Source organism: Variovorax sp. UC74_104, assembly GCF_044055375.1.
Taxonomy (GTDB): domain Bacteria; phylum Pseudomonadota; class Gammaproteobacteria; order Burkholderiales; family Burkholderiaceae_C; genus Variovorax.
Window position 1 is genome coordinate 3542196 of record NZ_CP171978.1, and the last position, 19979, is coordinate 3562174.

General features: G+C 68.0%; 17 protein-coding genes and 4 pseudogenes. 12 read left to right on the forward strand and 9 right to left on the reverse strand.

Annotated features, from left to right (window positions below; genetic code table 11):
• Position 1 precedes the first annotated feature (1 nt).
• The 4 genes from ACHMXA_RS16605 to ACHMXA_RS16620 all read left to right on the forward strand — a co-directional run bounded on the left by ACHMXA_RS16605 (position 2) and on the right by ACHMXA_RS16620 (position 4010).
• A complete protein-coding gene (locus tag ACHMXA_RS16605) occupies positions 2-1042 on the forward strand; it encodes an ABC transporter substrate-binding protein (RefSeq protein WP_176663681.1) in 1041 nt (346 codons plus the stop codon).
• Positions 1043-1086: 44 nt separating this feature from the next.
• Positions 1087-1902, forward strand: a complete 816-nt coding sequence (locus ACHMXA_RS16610) for an ABC transporter ATP-binding protein (RefSeq protein ID WP_395315845.1) — start codon at positions 1087-1089, stop codon at positions 1900-1902.
• Positions 1902-2738 carry an ABC transporter permease gene (locus ACHMXA_RS16615; RefSeq protein WP_395315846.1) on the forward strand — a complete coding sequence of 279 codons (837 nt, stop codon included), beginning with the start codon at positions 1902-1904 and terminating at the stop codon, positions 2736-2738. The genes ACHMXA_RS16610 and ACHMXA_RS16615 overlap by 1 nt, the downstream gene beginning before the upstream one ends.
• A gap of 81 nt (positions 2739-2819) precedes the next feature.
• Positions 2820-4010: a low temperature requirement protein A gene (locus tag ACHMXA_RS16620; protein WP_395315847.1), complete on the forward strand. Its 1191-nt coding sequence runs from the start codon at positions 2820-2822 to the stop codon at positions 4008-4010.
• Positions 4011-4027: 17 nt separating this feature from the next.
• Here ACHMXA_RS16620 and ACHMXA_RS16625 read toward each other — a convergent pair whose 3' ends face one another.
• Complete coding sequence (locus ACHMXA_RS16625) at positions 4028-5656, reverse strand: transglycosylase SLT domain-containing protein (protein WP_395315848.1); 1629 nt, start codon at positions 5654-5656, stop codon at positions 4028-4030.
• Positions 5653-6441, reverse strand: coding sequence for a hydroxyacylglutathione hydrolase (gene gloB / locus ACHMXA_RS16630; protein ID WP_395315849.1), 789 nt, complete (start codon positions 6439-6441; stop codon positions 5653-5655). Before gloB ends, ACHMXA_RS16625 begins: the two co-directional genes overlap by 4 nt.
• On the opposite strand from gloB, the gene ACHMXA_RS16635 reads away from it, so the two are divergent.
• Positions 6440-7219: a class I SAM-dependent methyltransferase gene (locus ACHMXA_RS16635; RefSeq protein WP_256098897.1), complete on the forward strand. Its 780-nt coding sequence runs from the start codon at positions 6440-6442 to the stop codon at positions 7217-7219. The genes gloB and ACHMXA_RS16635 overlap by 2 nt on opposite strands.
• Before the next feature lie 40 nt (positions 7220-7259).
• Positions 7260-7709, forward strand: a complete 450-nt coding sequence (rnhA, locus tag ACHMXA_RS16640; protein WP_176663687.1) for a ribonuclease HI — start codon at positions 7260-7262, stop codon at positions 7707-7709.
• A gap of 125 nt (positions 7710-7834) precedes the next feature.
• On the opposite strand, the gene glp is transcribed toward rnhA, so the two are convergent.
• From glp to ACHMXA_RS16665, 5 genes are all read right to left on the reverse strand, one after another.
• Entirely contained in the window at positions 7835-9151 is a 1317-nt protein-coding gene (gene glp / locus ACHMXA_RS16645) for a gephyrin-like molybdotransferase Glp (protein ID WP_395315850.1), read from the reverse strand.
• The gene (gene mobA / locus ACHMXA_RS16650) at positions 9148-9783 is read right to left on the reverse strand and encodes a molybdenum cofactor guanylyltransferase MobA (protein ID WP_395315851.1); all 636 of its coding nucleotides are present in this window, start codon (positions 9781-9783) and stop codon (positions 9148-9150) included. The genes glp and mobA overlap by 4 nt, the downstream gene beginning before the upstream one ends.
• Before the next feature lie 14 nt (positions 9784-9797).
• Positions 9798-10949 (reverse strand): GTP 3',8-cyclase MoaA, encoded by a 1152-nt coding sequence (gene moaA, locus ACHMXA_RS16655; RefSeq protein WP_395315852.1) that lies wholly within the window; start codon positions 10947-10949, stop codon positions 9798-9800.
• Positions 10950-11007: 58 nt separating this feature from the next.
• Positions 11008-12291 carry a serine hydrolase domain-containing protein gene (locus ACHMXA_RS16660; protein ID WP_395315853.1) on the reverse strand — a complete coding sequence of 428 codons (1284 nt, stop codon included), beginning with the start codon at positions 12289-12291 and terminating at the stop codon, positions 11008-11010.
• Between the two features lie 86 nt (positions 12292-12377).
• A complete protein-coding gene (locus tag ACHMXA_RS16665; RefSeq protein ID WP_395315854.1) occupies positions 12378-13067 on the reverse strand; it encodes a hypothetical protein in 690 nt (229 codons plus the stop codon).
• A gap of 203 nt (positions 13068-13270) precedes the next feature.
• Between ACHMXA_RS16665 and ACHMXA_RS16670 the strand changes: the two are divergent.
• The 3 genes and pseudogenes from ACHMXA_RS16670 to ACHMXA_RS16680 all read left to right on the forward strand — a co-directional run.
• Positions 13271-13375, forward strand: a pseudogene (locus ACHMXA_RS16670) (superoxide dismutase [Mn]); the annotation flags it as partial.
• Positions 13376-13387: 12 nt separating this feature from the next.
• Positions 13388-13483: pseudogene (locus ACHMXA_RS16675) on the forward strand (Fe-Mn family superoxide dismutase); the annotation flags it as partial.
• Between the two features lie 10 nt (positions 13484-13493).
• Positions 13494-14414, forward strand: coding sequence for a ZIP family metal transporter (locus ACHMXA_RS16680; RefSeq protein WP_395315855.1), 921 nt, complete (start codon positions 13494-13496; stop codon positions 14412-14414).
• A 30-nt stretch (positions 14415-14444) separates the two neighbouring features.
• Here ACHMXA_RS16680 and ACHMXA_RS16685 read toward each other — a convergent pair whose 3' ends face one another.
• Complete coding sequence (locus tag ACHMXA_RS16685) at positions 14445-15878, reverse strand: aldehyde dehydrogenase family protein (RefSeq protein ID WP_176663695.1); 1434 nt, start codon at positions 15876-15878, stop codon at positions 14445-14447.
• A gap of 71 nt (positions 15879-15949) precedes the next feature.
• A pseudogene (locus tag ACHMXA_RS16690) lies at positions 15950-16505 on the reverse strand (peroxiredoxin).
• A 165-nt stretch (positions 16506-16670) separates the two neighbouring features.
• Between ACHMXA_RS16690 and ACHMXA_RS16695 the strand changes: the two are divergent.
• From ACHMXA_RS16695 to ACHMXA_RS16705, 3 genes and pseudogenes are all read left to right on the forward strand, one after another.
• Positions 16671-18250: pseudogene (locus ACHMXA_RS16695) on the forward strand (phospholipase D family protein).
• 9 nt (positions 18251-18259) lie between these two features.
• Complete coding sequence (locus ACHMXA_RS16700; protein WP_395315856.1) at positions 18260-19033, forward strand: sterol desaturase family protein; 774 nt, start codon at positions 18260-18262, stop codon at positions 19031-19033.
• A complete protein-coding gene (locus ACHMXA_RS16705; RefSeq protein ID WP_395315857.1) occupies positions 19014-19976 on the forward strand; it encodes a fatty acid desaturase family protein in 963 nt (320 codons plus the stop codon). The genes ACHMXA_RS16700 and ACHMXA_RS16705 overlap by 20 nt, the downstream gene beginning before the upstream one ends.
• Positions 19977-19979: the final 3 nt, after the last annotated feature.

The window sequence follows — 19979 nt, forward strand, 5'->3', positions numbered from 1 at the left end:
CATGCTTCATCGCCGCACATTCGTTTCAGCTTCAGCCGCCATTGCCGCAGCAACCATTGCGTTGCCGCGCGTCTTTGCGCAGCAGGCGAAGCTGGAGAAGACCAAGGTCTCCATCGCGGTCGGCGGCAAGGCGGCGTTCTACTACCTCCCGCTCACCATCTCGGAGCAGCTCGGCTACTTCAAGGCCGAAGGGCTCGACGTGGAGATTTCCGATTTCGCCGGTGGCGCGCGCGCGCTGCAGGCGGTGGTCGGTGGCTCGGCCGACGTGTGCTCGGGTGCCTACGAACACACCATCAACCTGCAGGCCAAGAACCAGTTCTTCCAGGCCTTCGTGCTGCAGGGCCGCGCGCCGCAGATCGCGGTGGGCGTGTCGACCAAGAACATGGCCGGCTACACCGGCATCCAGGATCTCAAGGGGAAGAAGATCGGCGTCTCGGCACCGGGCTCGTCGACCAACATGGTGGCCAACCTCGTGCTGTCGCGCGGCGGGCTCAAGGCCAGCGACGTGAGCTTCATCGGCGTGGGCGTGGCCGCGGGTGCGCTCACCGCGCTACGCTCGGGCCAGATCGACGCCATCAGCAACACCGACCCGGTGATGACGATGCTGGAGCAGAAGGGCGACGTGAAGATCATCAGCGACACGCGCACGCTCAAGGGCACGCAGCAGGTGTTCGGCGGCACGATGCCGGCGGCCTGCCTCTATGCGTCGTCCGACTTCGTCCAGAAGAATCCCAACACCTGCCAGGCGCTGGCGAACGCCATCGTGCACGGCCTCAAGTGGCTGCAGACGGCGGGGCCGGGCGACATCATCAAGACGGTGCCCGAGACCTACCTGCTCGGCGACCGCGCGCTGTACCTCGCTTCCTTCGACAAGGTGCGCGAGTCGATCGCCACCGACGGTCTCGTGCCCACCGACGGCCCCAAGACGGCGCTCACCGCCATCTCGAGCTTCGACACCTCCGTGAAGGCCGACAAGATCGACCTCGCGAAAACCTACACCAACGATTTTGCAAGGCGCGCGAAAGACAGGTTCAAAGCCTGACTCCGAACGTCCCGCGACCCGGCCAAGGCCGGGTTTTTTCTGCCATGTCCGAACACGCACTCGAACTCCTCTCCATCAGCTGCACCTTTCTCTCGAAGGACGACCCCGGCCAGCGCTACACGGCGGTGGCCGACACCACGCTGCGGGTGAGGGCGGGTGAATTCGTCTCGGTGGTCGGGCCCACCGGCTGCGGCAAGTCGACGCTGCTGAACGTGGGCGCGGGGCTGCTGCAGCCTTCCTCGGGCACGGTGAAGGTCTTCGGCCAGACGCTCTCGGGCATCAACTCGCGCGCGGGCTACATGTTCCAGACCGAGGCGCTGATGCCGTGGCGCAGCGCCATCGATAACGTGATGGTGGGCCTGCAGTACCGCGGCGTGCCCGAGGCGCAGGCGCGCGAGCAGGCCGAAGCGTGGCTCTCGCGCGTGGGCCTCTCTGGCTTCGGCGACCGCTATCCGCACCAGCTCTCCGGCGGCATGCGCAAGCGCGTGGCGCTGGCGCAGACGCTGGTGCTCGACCCCGACATCATCCTCATGGACGAGCCCTTCAGCGCGCTCGACATCCAGACGCGCCAGCTGATGGAGAACGAAGTGCTCGAGCTCTGGAGCGCGAAGAAGAAGGCGGTGCTCTTCATCACGCACGACCTCGACGAGGCGATCGCGATGAGCGACCGCGTGGTGGTGCTGTCGGCCGGGCCGGCCACGCATCCGATCGGCGAGTTCACCATCGACCTTCCGCGTCCGCGCGACGTGGCCGAGGTGCGCACGCAGCCGCGCTTCGTCGAGCTGCACACCCAGATCTGGGAGGTGCTGCGCGACGAGGTGCTCAAGGGCTATGCGCAGCAACTGAGAAAGGCCGCGTGATGGCACGGCTCGGCTTGAACGAACGCAACGCGCGCTTCTGGCAGCTGGCGCTGCTGGCGGTGATCCTGGTGGCGTGGCATGTCGCCTCGCGCAACCAGCAGATCGCCTTTTTCCTGGGAGAGCCGATCCAGGTGGCGGGGCGCATCTGGAGCTGGTTCCTTCCGTTCGAGATTCCGGCCAACGCGCTCTTCCCCGAAGGGCTGAAGGGCAACGCCGACATCTACCAGCACCTGGGCACCACGCTGCTGGAGACGGTGCTGGCCTTCGGCATCGGCACCGTGCTCGGGTTGGCCTGCGGGCTGTGGCTGGCGCTCGCGCCCACGGCGAGCCTGATCCTCGACCCGTACATCAAGGCGGCCAACTCTATGCCGCGCGTGATCCTCGCGCCCATCTTCGCGCTGTGGTTCGGCCTGGGCATCTGGAGCAAGGTGGCGCTGGCGGTCACGCTGGTGTTTTTCATCGTGTTCTTCAACGTCTACCAGGGCGTGCGCGAGGTGAGCCCGGTGGTGCTGGCCAACGCGAAGATGCTGGGCGCCAACCAGCGGCAACTGCTGCGCACGGTGTACCTGCCGAGCGCGACCAGCTGGGTGTTCTCCAGCCTGCACACCTCGGTAGGGCTGGCCTTCGTGGGTGCGGTGGTGGGCGAGTATTTGGGCTCGGCGCGCGGCGTGGGCTACCTGATCCTGCAGGCCGAGGGCACCTTCGACGTCAACACCGTGTTCGCCGGCATCGTGGTGCTCACGGCCTTCGCGCTGGCGCTGGACGGGATAGTCGGGGTGATCGAAAGGCGCCTGATGAAGTGGCAGCCCAAGAGCGGCGAGACCGAGAAGCTCTAGGAAAGGGCCAGTTCGTCCCCGTGCGATGATCGCGCGCGGCGCCGCAGGGCGCCGCAACGATTTCATGGGGGTCAACGAACAATGAGCCATGACAACAACCACAAGCGGGCCACGACCCTGCGCTCGCGCAGCGAGGCGGCACGGGTCTCCAACGAAGAACTCTTCTTCGACCTGGTCTACGCCTTCTCCGTCACGCAGCTTTCCCACTACCTGCTGGACCACCTCACGCTACTGGGTGCGCTGCAGACGCTGGTCATGTGGTTCGCCGTGTGGCTGGGCTGGCAGTACACCGCCTGGACCACCAACTGGTTCAACCCCGGCACGCTGCGCATCCGCGGCGTGCTGTTCGCGATCATGCTGCTGGCGATGGTGATGGCCTCGGCGCTGCCCGGCGCCTTCGCCGAGCGCGGGCTGGTGTTCGCGCTGTGCTTCGTGGGCATCCAGGCGGGGCGCACCTTCTGCATGCTGATCGCCATCGGCCCGAACGATCCGCTCACGCCCAACTTCCGCCGCCTGCTGGCGTGGAACTGCGTCGCTGGCGTGTTCTGGATCGCTGGCGGCCTCGCCGAAGGGCAGGCGCGCCTCGCGCTGTGGTTCGGCGGCGTGCTGTGCGAGTACATCGCGCCCATGATCGGCCTGCGCTTCCCGGGCCTGGGCCGCTCGCTGACCAGCGACTGGACCATCGACGGCGGCCACCTGGCCGAGCGCTGCCAGCTGTTCGTGATCGTCGCGCTGGGCGAGTCGGTGCTGGCCACCGGCATCGCCTTCGGCCATCACGTCGAATGGCACGGCGTCGACCTCTTCGCGCTGCTGGTGGGCTTCGCGGGCAGCCTGGCGATGTGGTGGATGTACTTCGACACCAGCGCCAGGGAGGCCACGCACGTCATCGAGCATGCGAAGGACCCGGGCGCCATCGGCGCGAAGTTCCACTACACGCACGTGATCCTGGTGGCGGGCATCATCGTCTGCGCCGTGGCGGACGAACTCACGATCGGCGAGGGCTCGCACCATGCCGAGCTCAAGTACCTGGGCGCGCTCATCGGCGGTCCGGCGATCTACCTGTTCGGCAATGCGCTCTTCAAGCGCGTGGTGCGCGGCTTCCTGCCGCAGTCGCATCTCTTCGGGCTGGGACTGCTGGCGTTGCTCGCGGTCTTCGCCGCGCACATGACGGTGCTGGTGGTGGGGACGCTCACCACCGTCGTCATGATCGGCGTCGCCGCGATGGAGGCGGTGGTGCGCAGAAGGGCGCAGCAGGCCTCGAAGGCTCATTGAGCCTTCGGTTCGCAGTTTCAGCGCTTCTTCTTGGACGGCGTGCCGCCGCGCTTCTCGCGCACCACCTGCTGCTTGCTGCTGGCAGGCACCTTGACGACGCTGCCGGCGCCGCGCGGAGCGGCAGCCTTCGAAGGCGCGCCGCCACGGCGATTGGAAGCCGGTGCCGCGGCATGCGAGGTGGCGCGGATGCCGGTGCCTGCGCGGGCAGCCACCGTCGCGCGCACGGGCAGGTACACCACCACGCTGTAGCCGCGCTTGAACGAATGGTTCGGCGCCACGTCGTTCCATTCGGCCACGTTGGCAGGCTTGAGGTTGTAGCGGCGCGCGATGCTCGCGACGCTGTCGGCGCGGCCGGCCTTCACGGTCGTGCGGCGCGTGACGATCTCGGGCTGGAAGCTCAGGTGGCCGCCATCGGCCACCACGGCGGCCACGTCTTCCTTCACGCGGGCGCCGCGCGGCACGATCAGCGTCGAGCCCGCCTTGATGAGCATGCGCGGCGGGATGTTGTTGATGGAGCGCAGGTCGTTCTCGCTCATGCCCGATCGCTGGGCGGCGTCGGCCACCGTCATGGTGTTGGGCACGACCCAGGCGGTCCAGCTGGCGTACTGGCCCTGCGAGTAGGCGTCGAAGTTGCGCTGGAACACGGCCGCGTTGTCCCACGGCAGCAGGATCTGCGGCGTGCCGGCGGCGATCAGCACCGGCTTGTGCGCGGCCGGGTTCAGCGCGCGGAAGTCCTCGAGGCGCACGTCGGCCAGCTTGGCTGCCAACTCCACGTCGAGGTCGCGCGTGAGCGTGACGGTCTGGAAGTAGGGGTGGTTGGCGATCAGCGGCAGCTCGGTGTTGAAGGCCTGCGGATTCGCCACGATGTTCTTCACCGCCTGCAGCTTGGGCACGTACATGCGCGTCTCGGCGGGCATGGTGAGGTCGCTGTAGGTGGTGGGCAGGCCCAGGCGCTGGTTCTTGGCGATGGCGCGGCTCACGCTGCCTTCACCCCAGTTGTAGGCGGCAAGGGCGAGCTGCCAGTCGCCGAACATGCCGTAGAGCTTCTGCAGGTAGTCGAGCGCGGCGCGGGTGGAGGCCACCACGTCGCGGCGGTCGTCGCGGAAGATGTTCTGCTTCAGGTCGAAGTCGTTGCCGGTGGCCGGCATGAACTGCCACATGCCCGCGGCGCGCGCGCTGGAGATGGCCTGCGGGTTGAACGCGCTCTCGATGTAGGGAAGCAGCGCCAGCTCGGTCGGCATGTTGCGCCGCTCGAGTTCCTCGACGATGTGGAAGATGTACTTGTTCGAGCGCTCCGTCATGCGCTGGATGTAGTCCGGCCTGCTGGCATACCACTGCTCGCGGTCGCGCACCAGGTCGTTGTCGAGGTCCGGCATCTTGAAGCCGCGGCGGATGCGATCCCACATGTCGACCGGCGGCGCGAGCGTGACGACGCTCTGCGAACGGGCCTGGCCGCTGGTGAGCGGGGAGAGTGCGTCGCGCGGATAGACGGGGGCCGCGCTGCCGGCGACCTTGGAGCCGGTGCCGCCGGCCTGCGACGACGAGGAGGGGGAAGAAGAGGAGGAGGGCGAGGAGCTGTTGTTCGTGCCCGCGCAGCCCGCGAGCACCAGTGAACCTGCAATGCAGGTGGCAGCGATCAGTTTCATCGGAAGTCGTTTTTCCATTGGCGCAATGCGGCGAACACGTCGGCCTCGGCTGCATCGGCAGCAAGCTCGGCGTGGGCACGCACCGCTCGAAGGACAGTGGCTTCGCGGCTGCGAAGAAAGGGGTTGACCTGGCGTTCGATCGCCAGTTGGGACGGCAGCGTGGGCTGCCCCTGCGCGCGCAGGCTTTCGCAGCGCGCGTTGTAGTGAGTCAGCTCGGCGTTGGCCGGTTCCACCGCCTGCGCGAAACGCAGGTTAGAAAGTGTGTACTCGTGCGCGCAGCACACGCGCGTGTCGCCGGGCAATGCGGCCAGCGTGTCGAGCGAGGCCAGCATCTGCGCGGGCGTGCCTTCGAAGAGGCGCCCGCAGCCGCCGGAGAAGAGCGTGTCGCCGCAGAAGAGCAGCGGTGCGTCGCCGGGCGCGGTTTGCGCGGCGGGCAGGTAGTACGCGATGTGCCCCGCCGTATGGCCCGGCACGTCGATGACCTCGAAGCGCAGGCCGAGCGCTTCGGCAACGTCGCCCTGGGCAAGCGGCGTGAAGGGCTCGGGAATTCGCTCGCGGGCAGGGCCCCACACCTGCGCGCCGGTGGCTGCATGCAGCACGGCCACGCCGCCCGTGTGATCGGGGTGATGGTGCGTGACTAGAATCGCGGCCAGTTGCAGCTTGTGGCGCGCCAGCGCGTCGAACACCGGTTGGGCATCGCCCGGATCCACCACGATGGCGTGGAGCCCGTCGTGCAGCATCCAGATGTAGTTGTCAGCGAAGGCAGGCAGCGGAACAAGGGTCATGAGCGGTCAAATTATAGGTTTGCAGGATTGGTTCGCGACCCCCCCGGGGCGGTACCTGCTGGCTTGGGAGCAGGCCCAGTTCGATCAGGCGGTGGCCGATGTATTCGGCTATCACGCGCTGCAGCTGGGGGCCGCGGAGGTCGACGCCCTGCGCGCCAACCGCATGCCGCACCGCTGGCTGGCGCTGGACGACCCGGCCCGCGGCGGCAAGGCGACGCTGCTGACCGACTTCGCGGCGCTGCCGTTCGCGGCCAACAGCCTCGACCTGGTGGTGCTGCCGCACGCGCTCGAACTGAGCCCCGACCCGCACGCCACCCTGCGCGAAGTCGAGCGCGTGCTGGTGCCCGAGGGCCGCGTGGTGATCTGCGGGCTCAACCCGGCGAGCCTCTGGGGCATGCGGCAGCGCCGCGCGCACATCTATCGCCGGCTCGGCATCGGCGATCTCTACCTGCCCGAGGGCGGGGAGTTCATCGGCTACTGGCGCATGCGCGACTGGCTGCGCCTGCTGAGCTTCGAGGTCGAGTCGGGCCGCTTCGGCATCTACCGGCCGGCGGTGCGCAGCGAGGCCTGGCTGGAGCGATCGCGCTGGATGGACGCCGCCGGCGAGCGCTGGTGGCCCATCTTCGGCGCGGCCTACTTCCTGGTCGCGGTGAAGCGGGTGCGCGGCATGCGCCTGCTGAGCGCCGACTGGCGCCGTGCGGGAGCACGAGCCACGGCGCCCGTGCCGATTGCCGGCAAGGTGCACCGCAGCGGCGAGCCCAACAAGAATTCACGTTGAAATCGATATCTACAGAGATGAAGAAGAAGGAAAAGCTGGTTTGAACGAAGTCGTGATCTACACCGATGGCGCCTGCAAGGGCAATCCCGGCCCCGGCGGCTGGGGCGCGTGGCTCAAGTCGGGTGCAAGCGAGAAGGAACTGTTCGGCGGTGAACTCAACACCACCAACAACCGCATGGAACTCACCGCGGTCATCGAGGGCCTCGCCGCCCTCAAGCGGCCCTGCAAGGTGCTGCTGTATCTCGACAGCCAGTACGTGCGCAAGGGCATCACCGAGTGGATCCGCGGCTGGAAGGCCAAGGGCTGGATCACCGCCAGCAAGGAGCCGGTGAAGAACGCCGAGCTCTGGAAGCGGCTCGACAAGCTGGTGAACGAGGGCGGCCACCAGATCGAATGGCGCTGGGTCAAGGGCCACTCGGGCGACCCGGGCAACGAGCGCGCCGACATGCTGGCCAACAAGGGCGTGGACAAGGCCCTCGGCCGAATCTGATCGAGCCGGGGCCCGATGCGCCCCATACCAGGGACACCGAGGAACCGGCTCAGCCGGTCCTCCGGTGTCGCCCCCGGCGAGGGGGTTGGCGAAGCGACACGAAGTGCGCGAAGCCTGGGGGAGTGCTAGATGTTCCCGTCGAACATCATTACGTCCACTTCTTCGCCCGCGGCCACGCTCCCCTGGTCATGGCGCAGCACCACGAGCCCGTTGGCCTCGAGCATCGAGCTCAGCACGCCCGAGCCCTGATTGGCCGCCACGCACACCTCCGGCAGCGCGCCGGGCACGGTCTTCACGAAACCGCGTTGATATTCGGTGCGGCCCGGCTTCTTTCGGATCGGGCCCTTGGTGCGTGCACGCAGCAACGGCGGCGGCGCGGCTGCCGCTTCATGGCAGCCCATCATGCGCAGCAGCGCCGGCCGCACGAAGGCGAGGAAGGCGACCATCACGGCCACCGGATTGCCCGGCAGGCCGAAGAGCACGGCAGGCTGCGGCGAGTTCTCGCGCGGGATCAGCCCGACCGCCAGCGGGCGTCCCGGCCGCATCGCCACGCGCCAGAAAGCCATGTCGCCCAGCTTCTGCATCACCTCGCGGGTGTGGTCGGCCGCGCCGGCGCTCACGCCGCCGCTGGTGATGATGGCGTCGGCCTCGCGCGCGGCGCGCTGAAGCGTGGCGGCCAGCGCGACGGGGTCGTCGCGCACCAGGCCTAGATCGACGACCTCGCAGCCCAGCCGGGCGAGAAGGCCGAACACGGTGTAGCGATTGCTGTCGTAGACCGCGCCTTCGCGCGGCGCTTCGCCCAGGCTCAGGATCTCGTCGCCGGTGGAGAAGCAGGCCACCCGCAGCCGCCGCAGCGCTGGCACGCCCGGCAGGCCCAGGCTCGCGACCATGCCGAGCGCGGCGGGCGAGAGGCGCTCGCCCTTGCGCAGCGCGGGTTGGCCCTTCGTGAGGTCTTCGCCGGCGAAACGGCGGTTGTCGCCGCGGCGCAGCACCCTGGCCGGGAAGCACACGCGGTCGCCGTCGACCTTGCAGAACTCCTGTGGAATGACGGTGTCGAGGCCCGCCGGCATCATCGCGCCGGTCATGATGCGCACCGCGTCGCCCGGCCCGAGCGCGCCGCGCCATGCCGAGCCCGCCAGCGCCGTGCCTGCCACACGCAGCGTGACGGAAGCGTCGATGGGAGCGTTGTCCGGCAGCACGGCGCCGTCGAAGGCGTAGCCGTCCATGGCGGAGTTGTCGTGCGGCGGCACGCTGACGGGCGAGACGATGTCCTCGGCCAGCACGCGGCCCAGGGCATCGAACAGCGAGATGCTCTCGCTCTGGCTGACGACGGCGGTGGCCGTCAACTGGGCGAGAAAGGCGTGGACCGCCTCGACGCTCAGGTCGGCGGCGGCATCGTGGCCCGCGAGGGCTGAAGAGGCGATGTCGGCAATGCGGCTCATCGGTTTTCGAGGGCGTGCAGTTCGGCCAGGGTATTGGCGTTGGAGAAGGCGTCGGGCGCGTCGCCGGGACGGTCGAAGGGCACGTGCACCGCGCGGTGCTGCGAGATCCATGCATGGACCTTGCGGCCGCCGGCGGCGGTGTAGCGAAGCAGGCTGTCGCGCAGTTCGGCGCGCAGCAGACAGAAGACGGGTTGGGGCCGCAGTGCGAAGCCATCTTCGGTGGCCTCCGGGGCGGCGGCCACGGCGATGTCGGCCTGGCCGGCTATGGCGGCTTCGGCGAGCCGGGCGGCGAGGTCGGGCGGGAACAGCGGGGTGTCGCAGGGTACGGTCAGCAGCCAGGGCGTGGTGCAGTGCTCCAGCCCGGCCAGGAAGCCCGCCAGCGGGCCCTGGTAATCCGCGAGGCTGTCGGGCCATACCGTCACGCCGAGGGCCTCGTATTCGGCGAGGTTGCGATTGGCATTGAGCATGAGCGCGCCGACCTGCGGCGCCAGCCGCCGCATCGCATGCAGCGCCAGCGGCTCCCCGTTGAAGGGCTGCAGCCCCTTGTCGATGCCGCCCATGCGCGAGCCGCGTCCGCCGGCCAGCAGCAGCCCCGTGATGTCGGCAGGCGCGATGACGGCGTGCGCGGGCATGGCGACCGCCCGCCTCATCCGCCGATGTAGCTCATCTCGACGCGGCGCGGTGCCTTGTCGTGGGCGCCGCCGTCGCTTTCCGGACCGTGCAGGGCGCGCAATTCGGAATAGCGGTCGGCGCGGCCCTGCCAGATGTGGCCGATGGCCGAGGCGATGTCCTCGTCGCTCGCGCTGCCGCGCAGCAGCGGGCGAAGGTCGTGGCCGGCGCTGGCGAAGAGGCACAGGTACAGCTTGCCCTCGGTCGAGAGCCGCGCGCGGCTGCAGTCGTGGCAGAAGGCCTGGGTGACGCTGCTGATGACGCCGATCTCGCCCTTGCCGTCGGCATAGGCCCAGCGCTTGGCGGTCTCGCCGGGCGTGGTGGCGCCCAGCGGCACGAGCGGGAATTCGGAATGGATGCGCGTGATGACGTCGGCCGAGGGCAGTACCTCGTCCATGCGCCAGCCGTTGGTGGCGCCCACGTCCATGTATTCGATGAAGCGCAGCACCACCTTGCCTGCATGGTGGGTGCGGAAGTAGCGCGCCATCGGCAGGATTTCCTGCTCGTTGGTGCCGCGCTTGACCACCATGTTGACCTTGACCGGTCCCAGGCCCGCGGCCAGCGCCGCGTCGATGCCCGCGAGCACGTCGGCCACCGGGAAATCGACGTCGTTCATCTGCCGGAACACGGCGTCGTCGAGGCTGTCCAGGCTCACCGTCACGCGCTGCAGGCCGGCGGCGCGCAGCTGGGCGGCCTTGCGTGCGAGCAGGGAGCCGTTGGTTGTGAGCGTCAGCGCCAGCGGCTCGCCGGATGGCGTGCGGATTTCGGCGAGCTGCTCGACCAGGCCTTCGATGTTCTTGCGCAGCAGCGGCTCGCCGCCGGTCAGCCGGATCTTGCGCGTGCCGTGCGCGGCAAAGAGGCGGGCCAGCCGGGTGATTTCCTCGAAGCTAAGCAGGGCGCTGTGCGGCAGGTACTTGTAGTCCTTGTCGAACACGTCCTTGGGCATGCAGTAGCTGCAGCGGAAGTTGCAGCGGTCGGTCACGCTGATGCGCAGGTCGGTCAGGGGCCGGCCCAGCCGGTCGAGCAGCATGCCGGTGGCGGGCACGGCGACTTCCGGCACGGCCACCGCGGGGCGTGCGCGGCCGATGCTGGAGATCGGAATGACGGTGCTGTTGCTGCTGTTCTTCATGGGTTCACGAGGCGGGGCCTGATTTTGCGCCAGGCTCCAAGGGCCTGCGCAGCACAGGCTACTTGATCATCGCCGCATAAATCATGTCCCGGGTCAATGTTCTGTAATGTGTCCTGAATTTCGGCGACTGCAGCATCAGCACCACGAACATCTCGTTCTTCGGGTCGACCCACATGTAGGTGCCGCCCGCGCCGCCCCAGTTGTATTCGCCGCCCGCCGAGGGGTAGGGCGCCTCGCCGTCGTTGCGGCGCACCGCAAAGCCCAGGCCGAAGCCGTAGCCGGGGCCCGGCAGGTACAGCGGGCCGGGCACGATGCCGGCGCCCGCGTTGGAGTGGTCGGCGGTCATCAGGGCGATGGTGCGCGGGCCGAGGTAGCGCTTGCCGTCGAGCGAGCCGCCGTTGATCAGCATCTGCAGGAAGCGGGCGTAGTCGTTGGCGGTCGACACCAGCCCGCCGCCGCCAGATTCGTACTTGCGCACGATGCGCGGGTCGTTGAAGTCGGCGCCGACGCCGAAGCTGCGGTCGCTGGGCAGCGGCTCGGCAATGCGCGCCTGGCGTGCCGGCTCGGGCACGTAGTAGGTGGTGTCCTTCATGCCCAGCGGGTCGAAGAGCCGGGCCTTCTCGAACTGGTAGAGCGGCTGGCCCGAGACCACCTCGATCACGCGCCCGAGCACGTCGGTCGACTGGCTGTAGTCCCAGGTCGTGCCGGGCTGGTAGGCCAGCGGCAGCTTCGCCAGGCGCTGTGAGAACTCGGCCAGCGTGGGGTCGCCCGCGCCCAGATTGGCGGTGTTGTAGGCCTGCTTGACGAGGCCGGGGCCGAAGAAGCCGTAGGTCAGGCCCGAGGTGTGGCGCATCAGGTCCTGCACGGTGATGGGGCGGCGCGCGGGCACGGTTTCGAGCACCGGCTTGCCGTCGGCGCCCGGCTTTTCGACGCCCACGGTCATGGTGGCGAATTCGGGCAGGTAGGCCGAGATGGGGTCGTCGAGCTTCAGGCGGCCGTCTTCCACCAGCATCATCGCGGCCACTGTGGTGATGGGCTTGCTCATCGAATAGATGCGGAAGATGCCGTCGCGCGGCATCGGCGTGCCGGCGGCGCTGTCGAGCTTGCCGACGGGCTCGAACCACGCCACCTTGCCCTGGCGCGCCACCAGCAGCACCGCGCCCGGGATCTTGCTGGCGGCCACGTCGGCCTTGAGGACGTTGCCGAGCATCTGCAGGCGCTCGCTCGAGAGGCCGACCTGCTCGGGTGTGGCCGTGGGCAATTGCTGCGCCGCCGCGAGCAGCGGAAGGGCCAGGCCCAGGCCGAGCACGGCCGCGCGCAGATTGCGCTTCAAGAGTCTCATGGTGTCGTCTCCGTCTTTTCGTGGTGGATGAAAAACCGAAACCGTCCGGCGGTCTTGCTTGCCGCCTTTGTCGAACTCCCGGGGATCTATCCGCGGCAGAGCTTGAGGTTCGTGCGCGTGGCGCGGACCACCGGCAGGAATATTTCGGCGTCGGCCGGCGGGTAGTTTTCCTTGATGCCGTCGTCGGTGCGGGCGGCATCCTCGGCCAGCGGCTGCAGCGTCCTGAGGCAGGCGGCGCGATCGTTCAGCTTGTACTGCGTGAGCGCGAGGTCGTTGCGCAGCCAGGCCTTGGTGATCCAGTCGAGGGTCCTGTCGCAGTCCGACAGCACGGGGGCGAGGGTGGTCTGGGCAGCGGCGTAGTCCTTGGCGTCGTACTGGCGCTTGAAAGCCTTGCGCGAGCCGGCCACGGCCTTCTCGGTGCACGAGGGAATCGGGCGGATGTAGGTGCCCTCGAAGGCGGCGCGCATGCCGCAGTAGCCGCGGCACTGGTCCGAGCCGTTGGTCGTGACCTCCACCTTGTCGGCGTTCACCGCGAAGCTCACCACGCATCCGGAGTCGTCGAGCTTGGACCTGCCGCGTGCAATGGTGCCGTCGAGCGCGCAGGTGTGGGCGTTGGCGCCGATGGTGGTGATGTCGAAGTGCCCGCTGGCCTGGACGCGCAGCGAGCCGCTGCCGCCTTCGTAGATGTAGTCGCCGGCCTGCGGCGTGGCGGTCTCCGCGGCGGCGAGGCCGGTGCAAAGAAGCAGTGCGAGGGAAAGGATGCGAGCGAGCTTCATCGTTTGAGATCTCCCGGAAACGTGCTGCAGGGCAGTGTATCGATCGTTGCAGGAAGCTTCCGAGGCTGTCTGGGATGGCTGATTCTCACGATCTGCTCTTCATATGTCTTGACATGGACAATGAGAATTCCTATCATTTGGACGCCTGAGTACGCAGCACGTCCACGACGCAAAGGGCTCTTCGATCAAGGAGCTTCCTGACCGTGCCGTACACCCTTCCAGCCTTGCCCTACGTCTTCGATGCGCTCGAACCCCACATCGACGCGCAGACCATGGAAATCCACCACGGCAAGCATCACCAGACCTACTACTACCTCAAGTACCAGAACCGCCGCCTCGAATACATCGCGGCCTTCTTCAACGTCGTGACCTGGGCTGAAGTGGCCCGGCGCCACGCTGCCGCGACCGGTGGCTGAGGAGCAATCCATGAACGAGCCCCAGCAGGTGACTGTGGCCGGCCGGCAGCCGAAACCGGCCCGCCCGACGCGCGAACGGATCGGCTTCGCCATCATCGCCGTCGGCGTGTTGGTGGGTGGCCTGCAGTTCTGGCAGTTCGTGCGATCCGATCTGTTGGTATGGAACGCCTTGCTCGGCGGCTCGGTCGCCGCGCTGGCGACGGCGCTCGGCACGCTGCCGGTGCTGTTCTCGCAGAAGCTGCCGCAGCGGCTGCAGGACACGCTGTTCGGCTTCGGCGCCGGCGTGATGCTCGCGGCCAGCGCCTTCTCGCTGATCATCCCGGGCCTCGAGGCCGCGAAGAACGCGGGCACCTTCGGCGGCGGAAGCTGGGCCGCGGGCGGGGTGATCGGCTCCGCCATCCTGCTCGGCGGCATCGCCCTGATGCTGCTGGACCGCGTGCTGCCGCACGAGCACTTCATCAAGGGCCGCGAGGGCAACGCCGCGAAGCAACTGCGCCGCACCTGGCTCTTCGTGTTCGCGATCGCGCTGCACAACGTGCCGGAGGGGCTGGCCATCGGCGTGGGCTACGCGGCCAACAACGGACTGCGCGCCGACGCGCTGGCCACCGGCATCGCGATCCAGGACGTGCCCGAGGGGCTGGTGGTCGCGGTGGCGCTATTGGCCGCCGGCTACAGCCGAGGTTTCGCCGTGCTGATCGGCATGCTCTCGGGGCTGGTCGAGCCGCTGGGCGCCGTGCTGGGCGCGGCCGTGGTCGGCCATTCGGCGATGCTGCTGCCCTGGGGGCTGGGCTTCGCGGCGGGCGCCATGCTGTTCGTGATCAGCCACGAGATCATTCCCGAATCGCACCGCAAGGGGCACGAAGCCTTTGCCACCAGCGGACTGATGATCGGCTTCGTGCTGATGATGCTGCTCGATACCGCCCTGGGTTGACGCGCCTGCCCAAGCGGCGCGCCAAGGCGCTCAACCGTGCTTGACGGCGACGGTTTTGAGCGTCGTAAAGCCGTACAGAGCCTCGAAGCCCTTCTCACGGCCATAGCCGGACGACTTCACGCCGCCGAAGGGCAACTCGACGCCGCCGCCGGCACCGTAGTTGTTGATGAACACCTGGCCGCTCTTCACGCGCTTGGCCATGCGGAACTGGCGCGAGCCGTCGGCCGTCCACACGCCGGCGACCAGGCCGAAGTGGGTGGCGTTGGCGAGCGCCACGGCCTCGTCTTCATCGGCGAACTGCATCGCGGCGAGCACGGGGCCGAAGACTTCTTCCTGGGCCAGGCGGTGGTCGACCGGCACGTCGCGCAGCAGGGTGGGGGCTTGATAGAAGCCGGTCTCGGGCGCTTCCTCGACCACGATGCCCTGCGCCACCATCGGGATGCCGGCATGCTGCGCGTCGCTCAGGAAGTCCCACACGCGCTGCTGCTGCGTCTGGCGGATCAGCGGGCCCACGTCGAGGTCCATGGCCGCCGGGCCCACGCGCAGCGCCTCGAAGGCGTGGCCCAGGCGTTCCAGCAGCGGCTCGTAGATGTCGCGCTGGATCAGAACGCGCGAGCCCGCCGAGCAGGTCTGGCCGGCGTTCTGCACGATGGCGTTGATCACCACCGGAATGGCCGCGTCCAGGTCGGCGTCCGCGAAGATGATCTGCGGGCTCTTGCCGCCCAGCTCCAGCGTGACCGGGCAGTGCCGCTCGGCCGCTACCTGCTGGATCAGCGTGCCGATCTTCGGGCTGCCGGTGAAGCTGATGTGGTCGATGCCGGCATGCCGTGCGAGCGCGTCGCCCACTTCATGGCCGTAGCCCGTCACGATGTTCAGCGCGCCGGCCGGAAAACCGACCTCGGCCGCCAGCTGCGCCACGCGGATCAGCGAGAGGCAGGCGTCTTCCGCCGGCTTGACCACGCACACGTTGCCCGCCGCCAGGGCGCCGCCCACGCTGCGCCCGAAGATCTGCATCGGGTAGTTCCAGGGAATGATGTGGCCGGTCACGCCGTGCGGCTCACGCCAGGTGAAGACGCTGTAGCCGTCCTGGTAGGGGATGGTCTCGCCGTGCAGCTTGTCGCAGGCGCCGGCATAGAACTCGAAGTAGCGAACCAGCGCCACCGCGTCGGCGCGGGCCTGCTTGACGGGCTTGCCGCAGTCGCGCTGCTCGATCAGCGCGAGCTCGTCGACGTGCTCGGCGATCTTCTGCGAGAGCTTGAAGAGCAGGCGACCGCGGTCGGCGGCGCTGACCTTGTGCCACACGCCCTCGAAGCAGTCGCGCGCGGCGCGCACGGCGGAATCGATGTCGGCGGCGTTGCTGCGCTGGATTTCGTCGAAGGGCTGGCCGTCGGAGGGATCGATGACCGGCAGGGTGCGGCCGGAGGAGGACGGAACGTCCGCGTTGGCGATGTAGTTGAGCTGCATGGGGCTGGATTTTGCGCGATGCAGACGGAGACCGCCGGTGCCCCGCGGCGCAACCCTTCGGCCCGCAGAAACTACTTGGCCGCGGTCCTTTTCGGCAGCGCCTTCACCGCATTCAGCATGCGCTCCACATGCTTGTCCGGATTGAGGTTCTGGTAGTAATAGGCCACCTTGCCATCCGGCGCGATCACGTATGACAGGCGGTTGGCGAAGTCGGGCCGGGTCTGCATCAGCGCGTCGAAGCCTTGAATTACGGTCTTGCCTTCGTCGGAGGCGACCGGGAAGCGGCTCTGGCACGACTTGACCGAGAACTTCGACAGGGTACCTATGTCGTCCGCCGAGACGCCGATCACGCTGGCGCCCAGCGCGGCGAACTGGTCGATGGCTTCGGCGAAGGCGTGGGCCTCGATGGAGCAGTCGCTGGAATCGGCCGCCGGGAAGAAATACACCACCACCGGGCCCTTGGCGAGCGCGTCGGCCAGCGAATAGCGGAAGGTCTTGCCGCCGAGCGCGGCGTTGGCGGTGAACTTGGGGGACCGGGTCGCCGATGTCTAGGGCGGCCCAGGCGGTAGTCGTAAGAGCCGCAAAAAAGGCAAGGCAGGCGATGCGGTGGGGGAGCGAACGAGCCATGATGTAACTCCGCAGCGGTGTGGATCGAATTCTAGGCCGGAGCCTTCCCGAAAAGGGACCTGAAAAGGGGCGGAAAGCGCCTTGAAACCGGCGCGGACCGGCAGGCGTACTGCATGAAGACAAGGGTAGAAAACCACAAGAAAACGACCTCATGGAAGCATCATCATGAACGCCTGGCTCCGATCATTTCTGCGCGCCGCGCTCGCAGGCGTGCTGATTGCCGTGCTCGGCGCCTGCGGCTCGCTGCCACCGGCGCGGGAGCGCCCCGGCGGAGTTCGCCGCCTCCGCCGACCCCTCGACCATGCTGGCGAAGATCGCCGCCGCATCGACGCCGCCCGAGGAGCATTCGGGCTTCCGGCTGATGCCGCTGGGCGTGTATTCGCTCGACGCGCGCATCCAGCTCGCCCAGCGGGCCCAGCGTTCGCTGGTGGTGCAGTACTACCAGCTCGAAGAACGACCCGGTCGGCCGCCTGCTGCTGCGCACGCTGCGCGAGGCGGCGATGCGCGGCGTGAAGGTGCGGGTGCTGGTGGACGACCTCTACACGGTGAAGAGCCAGCAGTTGCTGCTGGCGCTGTCGGAGACGCCCAATGTCGACGTGCGCCTGTTCAACCCGTTCTGCTGCGGGCGCAACGGCTTCCTGTCGCGCTTCGCAGCCTCTCCCTGGGAGATTTCGCGGCTCAACCACCGCATGCACAACAAACTCTTCATCGCCGACGGCGTGATGGCGGTGGTGGGCGGGCGCAACATTTCCGAGGAGTATTTCGTGCTCAACGAGGCGCAGAACTTCATCGACATGGACGCGCTGGTGGTCGGCAAGGTGGTGCCGCAGCTCGAGTCGATCTTCGATGCCTACTGGAACAGCGAGCAGGTCTGGCCCATCGCCGACATCGTGACGGGCGAGGGCGGCCGCAAGCCCACCGGTGCCGACTTCGACAGCTGGGTGGGCATGGCCGCGCCGCCGCCGAAGGTGGTGCTGCCGCCCTCCGACATCCTCGGCTACGGCCCCATTTCCGAGGAACTCGACGCCGGGCGCATGGGGCTGCTGTGGGGTGAGGCGCGCGCGGTCGCTGATCCGCCCACCAAGCCGAAGACGATGACCGCCGAGGAGGCCATCTCCACCAGCGTCACGATGCAGGTCTGGGGGCTGCTGATGGATGCCCGGACGGAGGTCGACCTGACCTCGCCCTACCTCGTGCCGGGCGAGCGCGGCATGGAGGCGTTCCAGGACCTGGCCCGGCGCAAGGTCAAGCTCACGCTGCTGACCAACTCGCTGGCCGCCAACGACGAGCCGCTGGTGCACACCGGCTACGCGCGCTACCGCGAGAAGCTGTTGAAAAGCGGCGCCGACCTGTACGAGCTGAGCCCGCAGCGCACCACGGCGGGCGAGCGCTTCGGCATGTTCGGCAAGTCGCTCGGGCGGCTGCATGCAAAGACCGCCGCCATCGACAAGAGACGCATCTTCATCGGCTCGATGAACCTCGATCCGCGCTCGGCCAGCCAGAACACCGAGATGGGGGTGGTAGTCGACAGCCCGCAGTTGGCGCGCGAGATGCTGCGTGTCATCAACATCAGCAAGCTGCAGAACTCCTACCGGCTGCGGCTGGCCAAGGACACCGGCACCCTGGAGTGGCTCACCAACGACGGCGAGAAGGAAATGATCCTGACCACGGAGCCGGAGTCCGGCTTCTTCAAGCGCTTCTACAACATGCTCATCGCGCCGATCGTTCCCGAGATGCTGTTGTAGCCTCGGGGGATGGCGCAGACCTTCACCTCGTTGTCCGCCCCGCAGGTCATGCTGTGGGGCCTGCTTTTCTTCGGCGGGATCTATCTCTGTTTCGGCGCGGCCACTTGGCTGCTCACCAAGCGCGTTCTGCCGGCGCTGGGCGTCGGGCGGGTGCTCGATCCGCGGCCGCTGCAGCCGGGGCAGCTGCGGCGAGAGCTGACGCAGTCGGGCGTGTCGGTGCTGATCTTCGGGCTGGGCATGGTGTTTCCGTGGGGGCTGCTGCAGCTGGGCTGGGCGAGGCTCGATCCCGACGCGGACTGGCGGCAGATCGTGGCGGAAATCTTCGTGCTCGCGATCTGGAACGACGTGCATTTCTGGATCAACCACCGGCTGCTGCACACGCGCTGGCTGCGGCGCTTCCATGGGCCGCACCACCGCTCGTTCGTGACCACGCCGTGGTCGACCTACAGCTTCCACCCGGTCGAGGCGCTGATGCTGGGCAACGTGATCCTGCTGCCGATGGTGGTGCACGACTTCAGCTTCTGGTCGCTGGCGGCGGTGCCGGTGTTCAGCCTGTTCTTCAACTGCGTCGGGCATTCGAACTACGACTTCTTCACGGGCGTCTCGTACAGCCACTGGTTCGCGGCGAGCCGCCGGCATCACCTGCATCACGCGGTGCACAACGGCAACTACGGCTTCCAGTTCACCTTCATGGACCGGCTGTTCGGCACGCGCGTGGCGGCCGACGCGGCCGAACCGGTTCTGCAGGCTTTCCGCAAGAAGCATGGCGCGACCACGGCCTGAAGCGGGGGCCGAGGTGAGCCGCCGCCTGCCGAGGTTGCGACACTGGCGCGACTGGCAGAGCCTTGCCTATCTCGCTGCCTTGCCCGCGCTGGCGGCGTGGCAGTGGTTCCACGGCTTCAGTGCGGTGCTGTACGGGCTGATGCTCTTCCTGACGCTGGGCGTCGGCGTGATCCACCACAACCACGTGCACCTGCGCATGTGGCGCAGCCGGCGCCTGAACAGGCTCACCGACTTCTGGATCACGCTGCTGCAGGGCCACCCGACCTTCGTGTTCTGGCCCGCGCACGTCGCGAACCATCACCGCCATCGCCATGGTCCGAAGGACGTGGCTCGCACCTACCGCTTCGGCGGCGATACCAATCACCTCTGGGGTTACCTGCTGCACCCGTTCCAGGCCGTGTGGGTGCTGATGCCGCTTTTCTTCGCATGGCTCGCCCGGCTGCGGCGGCACCGGCGCGGCGCCTGGCGCTACTGCATGGCGCAGTACGCGCTGTGGCTGGCGAGCTGGGCGGTGCTGCTGGCGATCGACTGGCGCAAGGCGCTGCTGTTCGTCATCGTGCCGCAGCTGCACGGCCTGCACTGGCTGCTGGCGACCAACTACCTGCAGCACGCGCACGCCGATGGCCGCAAACCCGTGCGGGATCAGGCGCCGGGGGCATCGCGCGATACCGCGGGTAGCCGGTTGAACTACGCGCGCAATTTCGAAGGGCTGGTGAACCCCTTGCTGTTCAACATCGGCCTGCACACCGCACACCACGAGAACCCGCATGCCCACTGGTCCGAGCTCACCCGCCTGCATCGCACGCGCTACCGCGCGCAGGTGGACCCCGTGCTCAACGAGGGCGGGCTGGTGCCCTACATGGTGCGCATCTTCGTGCTGGGGGCCGTGTGGCCGCGTTTCCGCAGCCGCCCGCTGATGCCCCGCGATCCATCAACTCTCTGAACC

What these genes read in the sequence shown, in the direction of transcription:
- glp (WP_395315850.1), bottom strand. Translation starts at nt 9,151, where the DNA reads ATGAGCCGCATTGCCGACATCGCCTCTTCAGCCCTCGCGGGCCACGAT.
- ACHMXA_RS16610 (WP_395315845.1), top strand. Translation starts at nt 1,087, where the DNA reads ATGTCCGAACACGCACTCGAACTCCTCTCCATCAGCTGCACCTTTCTC.
- ACHMXA_RS16680 (WP_395315855.1), top strand. Translation starts at nt 13,494, where the DNA reads ATGAACGAGCCCCAGCAGGTGACTGTGGCCGGCCGGCAGCCGAAACCG.
- ACHMXA_RS16665 (WP_395315854.1), bottom strand. Translation starts at nt 13,067, where the DNA reads ATGAAGCTCGCTCGCATCCTTTCCCTCGCACTGCTTCTTTGCACCGGC.
- ACHMXA_RS16700 (WP_395315856.1), top strand. Translation starts at nt 18,260, where the DNA reads ATGGCGCAGACCTTCACCTCGTTGTCCGCCCCGCAGGTCATGCTGTGG.
- gloB (WP_395315849.1), bottom strand. Translation starts at nt 6,441, where the DNA reads ATGACCCTTGTTCCGCTGCCTGCCTTCGCTGACAACTACATCTGGATG.
- mobA (WP_395315851.1), bottom strand. Translation starts at nt 9,783, where the DNA reads ATGCCCGCGCACGCCGTCATCGCGCCTGCCGACATCACGGGGCTGCTG.
- ACHMXA_RS16620 (WP_395315847.1), top strand. Translation starts at nt 2,820, where the DNA reads ATGAGCCATGACAACAACCACAAGCGGGCCACGACCCTGCGCTCGCGC.
- ACHMXA_RS16605 (WP_176663681.1), top strand. Translation starts at nt 2, where the DNA reads ATGCTTCATCGCCGCACATTCGTTTCAGCTTCAGCCGCCATTGCCGCA.
- ACHMXA_RS16615 (WP_395315846.1), top strand. Translation starts at nt 1,902, where the DNA reads ATGGCACGGCTCGGCTTGAACGAACGCAACGCGCGCTTCTGGCAGCTG.
- ACHMXA_RS16660 (WP_395315853.1), bottom strand. Translation starts at nt 12,291, where the DNA reads ATGAGACTCTTGAAGCGCAATCTGCGCGCGGCCGTGCTCGGCCTGGGC.
- ACHMXA_RS16685 (WP_176663695.1), bottom strand. Translation starts at nt 15,878, where the DNA reads ATGCAGCTCAACTACATCGCCAACGCGGACGTTCCGTCCTCCTCCGGC.
- ACHMXA_RS16635 (WP_256098897.1), top strand. Translation starts at nt 6,440, where the DNA reads ATGAGCGGTCAAATTATAGGTTTGCAGGATTGGTTCGCGACCCCCCCG.
- ACHMXA_RS16705 (WP_395315857.1), top strand. Translation starts at nt 19,014, where the DNA reads ATGGCGCGACCACGGCCTGAAGCGGGGGCCGAGGTGAGCCGCCGCCTG.
- ACHMXA_RS16625 (WP_395315848.1), bottom strand. Translation starts at nt 5,656, where the DNA reads ATGAAACTGATCGCTGCCACCTGCATTGCAGGTTCACTGGTGCTCGCG.
- moaA (WP_395315852.1), bottom strand. Translation starts at nt 10,949, where the DNA reads ATGAAGAACAGCAGCAACAGCACCGTCATTCCGATCTCCAGCATCGGC.